The 5,848-nt window shown below is 38.0% G+C and carries 6 protein-coding genes and 1 pseudogene; all 7 read right to left on the reverse strand.

What is annotated here, in order from left to right; genetic code table 11:
• On the reverse strand, window positions 1-297 hold a 297-nt coding region (locus ABZA26_RS06005), incomplete at its 3' end, for an Hsp33 family molecular chaperone HslO (RefSeq protein WP_372713614.1).
• A 117-nt stretch (window positions 298-414) separates the two neighbouring features.
• Window positions 415-963 (reverse strand): ComEA family DNA-binding protein, encoded by a 549-nt coding sequence (locus ABZA26_RS06010; RefSeq protein WP_372713615.1) that lies wholly within the window; start codon window positions 961-963, stop codon window positions 415-417.
• Between the two features lie 29 nt (window positions 964-992).
• A complete protein-coding gene (locus tag ABZA26_RS06015) occupies window positions 993-2,387 on the reverse strand; it encodes a coproporphyrinogen III oxidase (protein ID WP_372713617.1) in 1,395 nt (464 codons plus the stop codon).
• A 17-nt stretch (window positions 2,388-2,404) separates the two neighbouring features.
• The gene (locus tag ABZA26_RS06020; RefSeq protein ID WP_372713619.1) at window positions 2,405-3,613 is read right to left on the reverse strand and encodes a type II secretion system F family protein; all 1,209 of its coding nucleotides are present in this window, start codon (window positions 3,611-3,613) and stop codon (window positions 2,405-2,407) included.
• Between the two features lie 10 nt (window positions 3,614-3,623).
• Window positions 3,624-4,679, reverse strand: a complete 1,056-nt coding sequence (locus tag ABZA26_RS06025) for a type IV pilus twitching motility protein PilT (protein ID WP_372713620.1) — start codon at window positions 4,677-4,679, stop codon at window positions 3,624-3,626.
• 47 nt (window positions 4,680-4,726) lie between these two features.
• A complete protein-coding gene (locus tag ABZA26_RS06030; protein WP_372713621.1) occupies window positions 4,727-5,530 on the reverse strand; it encodes an undecaprenyl-diphosphate phosphatase in 804 nt (267 codons plus the stop codon).
• A gap of 14 nt (window positions 5,531-5,544) precedes the next feature.
• Window positions 5,545-5,848, reverse strand: a pseudogene (locus ABZA26_RS06035) (ADP-glyceromanno-heptose 6-epimerase); the annotation flags it as partial.

Consider the following 5,848-nt stretch of genomic DNA (forward strand, 5'->3'; position numbering starts at 1 on the left):
ATTTGCCTTCAGAGGAAGGTCTGCCTCAGGATTGGAAACATATCCCTTGATTCTTCCAAGGGCATCTGAAGTCACAATCATGTGGTTTAGAGGACCGTCTGTATCAGTCCTGAGAGTCATAAGGTCGTCCCCTTTTAGACCTGCACCCATTATTATCCCTGCTGTAAGAAATCTTCCAAATGCAGCTATAGCAGTGGGACTGCACTTGTGTATATCTTGAGCCTTCTGCACAACATCTTTTGAATCTACTATAAAAAATCTAGCATTTTTGCTAGCACCTCTAATAAGTCTGGCCATCTTTTGCTCCTCTCAAAATTAAATTTACAAACTTGATTTTATCATAGATAACATTTTTTTTCAATTTATATGAAGGTGACTATATTAAAAAAACTAAAGGAGACCCTTTAGGCCTCCTTAGTATCTCTCATACTGTACAAAATCTTTAAAGTCATAGTATCTTTTATCCCCCAGTATATTTCTCAGTTGGATATTACTGTTAATTTTAAAATTTTCTTTCTGTTCTTTTCTTATTTTTTTTATCTCTTTTTTTGTAAGACCAAAATACAGAAGGACTTTATCACTGGCTTCGTTTATATAAAGTTTATTTCTTTCTGGTTTCTCATAAACTTTTATTTTTTCAGAAAGTTTTTCATAGGTCTTTGCCCCTATACCCTTTATCCTTCTCAGCTCATCTATAGTTTGAAAGCCCCCTGTTATTTCACGATATTCCTCTATACCATCTGCATACTTGAGACTTATACCGTTTTTCAACATCCTGTCCACAGTGGATTTATTTATATCCAGAGGCTCATTTTTATTTTCATAGGAATTTCTTGTCACAGTAAGCTCATACTTTGATTCTTTCTTGTTTTTTTCCAGATTTAAGTTTTTATACAGTTTTTCTCCTGCAAAAATACCCAGTATCACCAAGATGAGAAGCAGGAACTTTCTGTTCTCATTCATCCCATCTCCCCTTCCAATGACTTAAAAAATTATTTTTTAAAAAGATCCAGCTTTTTTTTCAGCCTCTCTCTCATCTCTCTCACATAGGTAGCCGGTTCTTTAGGTCCTACCAGTCTGTCTATATGGTCTCTCACAGGAGATTCCGCCACTATTTTTTTAGTGATGGCTCCTCCCCCCAGACCTATTGTAGACTGGTTCTCCTCTATCATCTCTATATTAAATATAGATTCCTTGCCCTCTACTGCATAACCTAGGTTTTCTCCCCACTGGGTACTGTTTTTTAGCCTGTACATATAGTAAGGTTTAAGGGATTTTTTATGAATAAACTCTTCTATCCCTTTTTCCACAGCTTCTCTGTCGATCTCTTCCTCTTGGTGTCCGTCCTTGAAGAGTATAGAGGCTTTCTTCAGTGCCAGTACATGCACCGTGAGATTTTCCATCTGATAGTTTTCCAGTTCTTTTATTGTGCTCAGTATCTCCTTTGTACCCTCACCGGGAAGGCCTATGATCAGATCCATATTTATTATGAATCCCATATCTTTGGCTATAGCATACATCTCGTCAAATTTTTCTCTTGAAAAAGTTCTGTTGAGATTTTTCAGTGTTTCTTCATTAAAAGTCTGAGGATTCAGACTTATCCTGTCCACTCCGTACTCTTTCATTATTTCCAGTTTCTTCACTGTGAGAGTATCTACTCTTCCTGCTTCAAAGGTAAATTCCTTTATAAAGGACAGATCCACATTGTTTTTAACCGAAGCCAGAACCCTTTCTAAATCAGTTTCTGTAAGGATGCTAGGAGTCCCACCCCCGATATAGAGGGATCCTATTTTATATTCATTAGCCTTCAGGTGTTCCCCTGTGAGCTTTATCTCTTCTACCAGAGTATCTACAAATGCTCCGTAATGTCTCCCCACTCCGCTGTTTATTTCATAAGATGCAAAAGAACAGTATCGGCATTTTGTGGGACAGAATGGTATCCCTATATACATATTTATATAGTCCCTGTCCAGGTACTCCATCTCTTTTTTTACAACCTGTATAATGAGGGAACTCTTTTTTTCAGATACTTTAAAAAGGCCCTCCAAAATATCTTTTATCTCCAGATAATCATAATCTAAAGCTAACAGTCTTCTTACAAGTTTTGTAGGTCTTACCCCTTTCAGACTACCCCAGGGATAGTCTTTTCCATATATATCCAGAAGAGAGGTTTTGGCCATTACTATTTTCTGATCATCTATCCTGTCTATATGGTTTTTGTAGGTAAATTCTTTTTTTATTCCGTTGGTTTCTATGAGAAGGGTTATGTTCTCCCCCTCCTCTATAGTCCTCACCTTTATATCTCTACCCCTTGCCTCAGGAACAAGTATTCTCAAAAACTCGTCTACACTGTTTTCTGTAATATCAAAATCTGTATCTAAAATCAAACTTTAACCTCCGGTTTCTATTTCACAAGCTTTATCATATCAAACATAGGAAGCATTACTGCCAAAACTATACTTCCCACAACTATCCCCATAAAAACTATGAGAATAGGTTCGATAATTGAAGTCAGCCCTTTTATATCATTTTCCAGCTCATTATCATAATGATCGGATATCTTCATCAGCATTTTGTCCAGTTCACCAGTATTTTCACCTACAGAAACCATCCTTGAAACCATAGCCGGAAAATATTCGCTTTCTTCTAGCTCCTTAGAGACCCTGCCTCCTTCACTTACCACCACTTTCATCTTGTCCACTACCTCTTCCACCACTGCATTTTCTATACTTTCTTTTAAAATGTCAAGAGCTTGAAGCATAGGAACAGAACTTTTCATGAGGGCTCCGAAAGTCCTGGTAAATCTAGATATTACTGATTTTTTCATTAAACTTCCAAATATAGGGATTTTCAGCTTATATCCGTCCATCATATGTCTTCCGTCAGGAGTGGTATACCACAGCCTTACAAGGGCAATTAAAAATGCGATTCCTCCCAGCATGAGATACCACTTGGTTTTCATAAAGAGAGAGAGATTTAAAAGCATCCTTGTTGGAAGAGGAAGATCCACACCTGAGTTTTCAAATACAGACACAAAACTAGGCAGCACAACTACCAATAGAAAGACTGATACTGCCATTGCCACTACAAACATTACACAGGGATAAATAATTGCTGATTTCACCTTTGACCTGTTTTTATAGCTCACATCTAGATATTTTGCCAGGTCTAGCAATATGTTGTCTAGCTGTCCTGACACCTCTCCGGACTTTACCAGTCCGGTATATATCTTTTTGAATACCTTAGGATGTTTTGACAAAGCCTCAGAAAAACTCTCTCCTCCCTTGATATCCTCTATAGCCTTTGAAATGGCATCTCTCAATATACCTTCCTTCAGCTGCTTCATCTCTATTTCAAGAGCTGATACTATTGATATTCCAGCCTCTATAAGGGTAGACAGCTCTGTTGTAAATTGAGTCATCTCCTTTACCTTCACCTTTCTGAAAGGAGCCAGTATATCTCCTCCAAGAACTGTATCAGGCTTTTGGACACTTATCAGAAAATGGCCTAGATTATCTAACTCTATATTCAGTTCCGACTCATTAGCCGCTTCCATCTCGCCGTCAATGAGATGACCGTTTTTATCCCTGGCTCTGTACTTATATTTTGCCACAATTCATCACCTATAGATCATTTCTATTTTTTTTGACACTGGACCTTTTTTCAAATTCCTGTGTTGTTATCTTACCCTGTTTGAGAAGCTTTTCCAAAAAAGCATCCATACTGATCATTCCGTGTCTCATACCGGTTTCTATCATGGATGGTATCTGATATGTTTTATTTTCTCTTATGAGGTTTCCTATGGCAGGGGTTCCTACCATTATTTCACAGGCTACTTTTCTCTTGTGATCAGTAGAAGGAACAAGCTGCTGAGCAAGTACCGCCCTCAGTGAAGTAGAAAGCTGTATCCTTATCTGGGACTGCTGATCCATAGGAAATACATCTATTATCCTGTCTATTGTTTTTGCTGCACTGTTTGTATGAAGAGTACCGAAAACCAGATGACCGGTTTCTGCTGCTGTAAGTGCTGCTGTTATTGTCTCGAGGTCTCTCATCTCTCCTATAAGGATTACATCAGGGTCCTGTCTAAGTGCATATTTAAGAGCCGTAGAAAAACTTGCTGTATCGGATTTTAGTTCCCTCTGTTCTACAAGGGCCCTTTTATGAGTATGAAGATATTCTATGGGATCCTCTACAGTTATTATATGATGAGCCTTCTCCTTATTTATCTTATCGATCAAAGATGCCAGTGTAGTAGATTTACCGCTTCCAGTAGGACCCGTTACCAGTATCAGTCCGTTTTCATATTCCGTAAAGCTTCTTACCACTTCAGGAAGTCCTAATTTTGAAAAATCAGGTATTTCCGTACTCAGAGATCTTATTGATACTCCTATGGTACCTCTTTGCACATGGACATTTACTCTGTATCTTCCCACTCCTGCTATACCAAATGAAAAATCCAGCTCTTTATTTTTTTCAAAACTTTTTTCCTGATCTTCGTTTAGTATTGAGTAGGCAAGTTCTTTTACATCCAAAGGCATTAATTTTTCCTCACAGCCTGGCATATTTTCCAATACCCCGTGAATCCTGAATGTAGGTGGTTTACCTGCCACAAGATGGATATCTGATGCCTCTGCTTCCTTTGCTGCCACAAGAATGTCTGTTATGTTCATGTTCATAATTTCTCCCCCCTTATAAAAATTTAAACAAGGAATTTATTCCTTGTTTAAAAAATACTTATCAGTACTAGGATACCTAGTACAATTCTGTATACACCAAATATCTTAAAATCCCTGTTTTTTATATAGTACATAAACCATTTTATGACAATATAAGCTACGAAAAAAGATACAGCTGTCCCTACTGCCGTAAGCTGCCATTCTTCAGGGGAAAAATTCAGCCCGTTTTTCAAAACCTTAAGCAAGGTGGCTCCAGCCATTATAGGAATAGCCAGAAAGAAAGAATACTCCGCTGCCACTCCCCTGGAAAGCCCCAAAATTATACCGCCTATTATAGTGACTCCAGACCTGGAAGTCCCCGGTATCATAGCCAGACACTGGAAACATCCTATGATGAATGCCGTCTTATAAGTAAGTTTTTTTATATCCTCTATACAGTTTTCTTTTTCAAAGGATTTTTCCTTCATGAAAAGCAATCCGTATACTATTAACATCACTGCTACAATGACCACATTTCCAAAAAAATATTCAGATATATAATCATCCAAAAGAAGTCCTACAACTGCTGCAGGAAGCACCCCTACCCCTATTTTGCTCCAGAGAGATATTTTTTCTTTCGCCTCTTTCTTATTGCTTACAAAAGGACTTATATCCTTCCAGAATATCAGTACAACTGCCAGTATGGCTCCTAGCTGTACCACTATGAGAAAAGTATCCATAAATTCCTTAGACAGCTGCGGACTGTTTATAAATTCTTCTACGAGAATCATATGCCCTGTGCTGCTTACAGGTATAAACTCTGTCAAACCCTCTACTACTCCAAGTATAATTACAACTAATAATGCGCTCAACTTATTTTATCCCCCTATAGATACGAGTCTTCCTTCACCAGATAATTCTGCACGTAATCTTTGACTCCCTCTTCAAGGGTAAAAAATTCATCTGTGTACCCGGCTTTTTTCAGTTTATCCATCTCAGCCTGTGTAAAATACTGATATCTTCCTCTGAGGTCTTCAGGCATAGGTATAAATTCTATTACATCCTCGCCATTTATCTCATAGTTATCTTCCTTTGCCCTTACTGTATTCAGTGCCAGTTCGTAAAAACTTCTGGCTTTACCAGTTCCCAGGTTGTATACCCCGGATTCTGTTTCATTGTTCAAAAAGAAC

Source organism: Ilyobacter sp., from assembly GCF_041583315.1.
Classification (GTDB): domain Bacteria; phylum Fusobacteriota; class Fusobacteriia; order Fusobacteriales; family Fusobacteriaceae; genus Ilyobacter.

Bases quoted from the DNA above. Each gene is read 5' to 3' on its own strand.
- ABZA26_RS06010 (WP_372713615.1), bottom strand. From the start codon at position 963: ATGAATGAGAACAGAAAGTTCCTGCTTCTCATCTTGGTGATACTGGGT.
- ABZA26_RS06025 (WP_372713620.1), bottom strand. From the start codon at position 4,679: ATGAACATGAACATAACAGACATTCTTGTGGCAGCAAAGGAAGCAGAG.